We start from the raw sequence: 937 nt of genomic DNA, 5'->3' as shown, positions 1-937 counted from the left end.
GTCTGCCGGCCGAGGGCGCCATCGCGCATGTGCTGGTCAGCAAGTTCTCGGATCACCTGCCGTTATACCGCCAGAGCCAGATCCTGGCCCGGTCCGGGATCGACATTCACCGCAGCACGCTCGCCGATTGGGTTGGCACCGCCGCCTTCCACCTCGGTCCCGTAGTCGACCGGCTCGCCGAGCACCTGAAGGGCTGGGGCAAACTGTTCATGGACGAGACCACGGCACCGGTCCTGGACCCGGGTCGCGGCCGGACAAAGACCGGATACCTTTGGGCGCTGGCCCGGGACGACCGCGGATGGGGCGGCGATGACCCGCCCGGCGTTGTCTTCACCTATGCCCCGGGCCGCGCCGGGCAGAACGCAGAACAGATCCTGCAGGGCTTCGATGGCATCCTGCAGCTGGACGGCTATACCGGCTACAACCGGCTGACGCGCCCCTCGCGGAAAGGCGGCGCGCCGGTCACCGTCGCGCATTGCTGGGCGCATGCCCGCAGGAAGCTGAAGGAGGTCTTCGACCGCGACGGCTCGGAGATCGCCGCCGAGGGACTGCGCCGGATTGCGGAGCTCTACCGCATCGAGGGTGAGATCCGCGGCATGGGCCCCGGCCAGCGGCTGTCGGCCCGGCAGGCCCGCACCGCGCCGCTGGTCGCCGGGTTCGGAGAATGGCTGCAAAGCCAGCGCCGCCGGATCTCCTCAAAGTCGCGTCTCGGAGAAAAACTGGCTTACATCCACCGGCAGTGGGACGGGCTGCAGACCTTCCTCCACGACGGCCGCGTCGAGATCGACTCCAATGCTGTCGAGAACCTGATCCGCCCAATCGCCCTGACAAGAAAGAACGCGCTATTCGCCGGCCATGATGAAGGCGGCCGCGCCTGGGGCTGCATCGCTTCGCTCATTGCCACGGCGAAGATCAATGGCGTCGAGCCCTTCGCCTA

At 67.7% G+C, this 937-nt stretch carries 1 protein-coding gene; it reads left to right on the top strand.

Translation table 11 applies throughout. The features are described 5' to 3' along the window. On the top strand, nucleotides 1-937 hold a 937-nt coding region (tnpC, locus tag KUV26_RS23490; protein WP_222510276.1), incomplete at both ends, for an IS66 family transposase.

The organism is Leisingera daeponensis (genome assembly GCF_019801465.1).
GTDB classification, from domain to species: domain Bacteria; phylum Pseudomonadota; class Alphaproteobacteria; order Rhodobacterales; family Rhodobacteraceae; genus Leisingera; species Leisingera daeponensis_A.
This window is presented reverse-complemented; position numbering and strand designations above follow the sequence as displayed.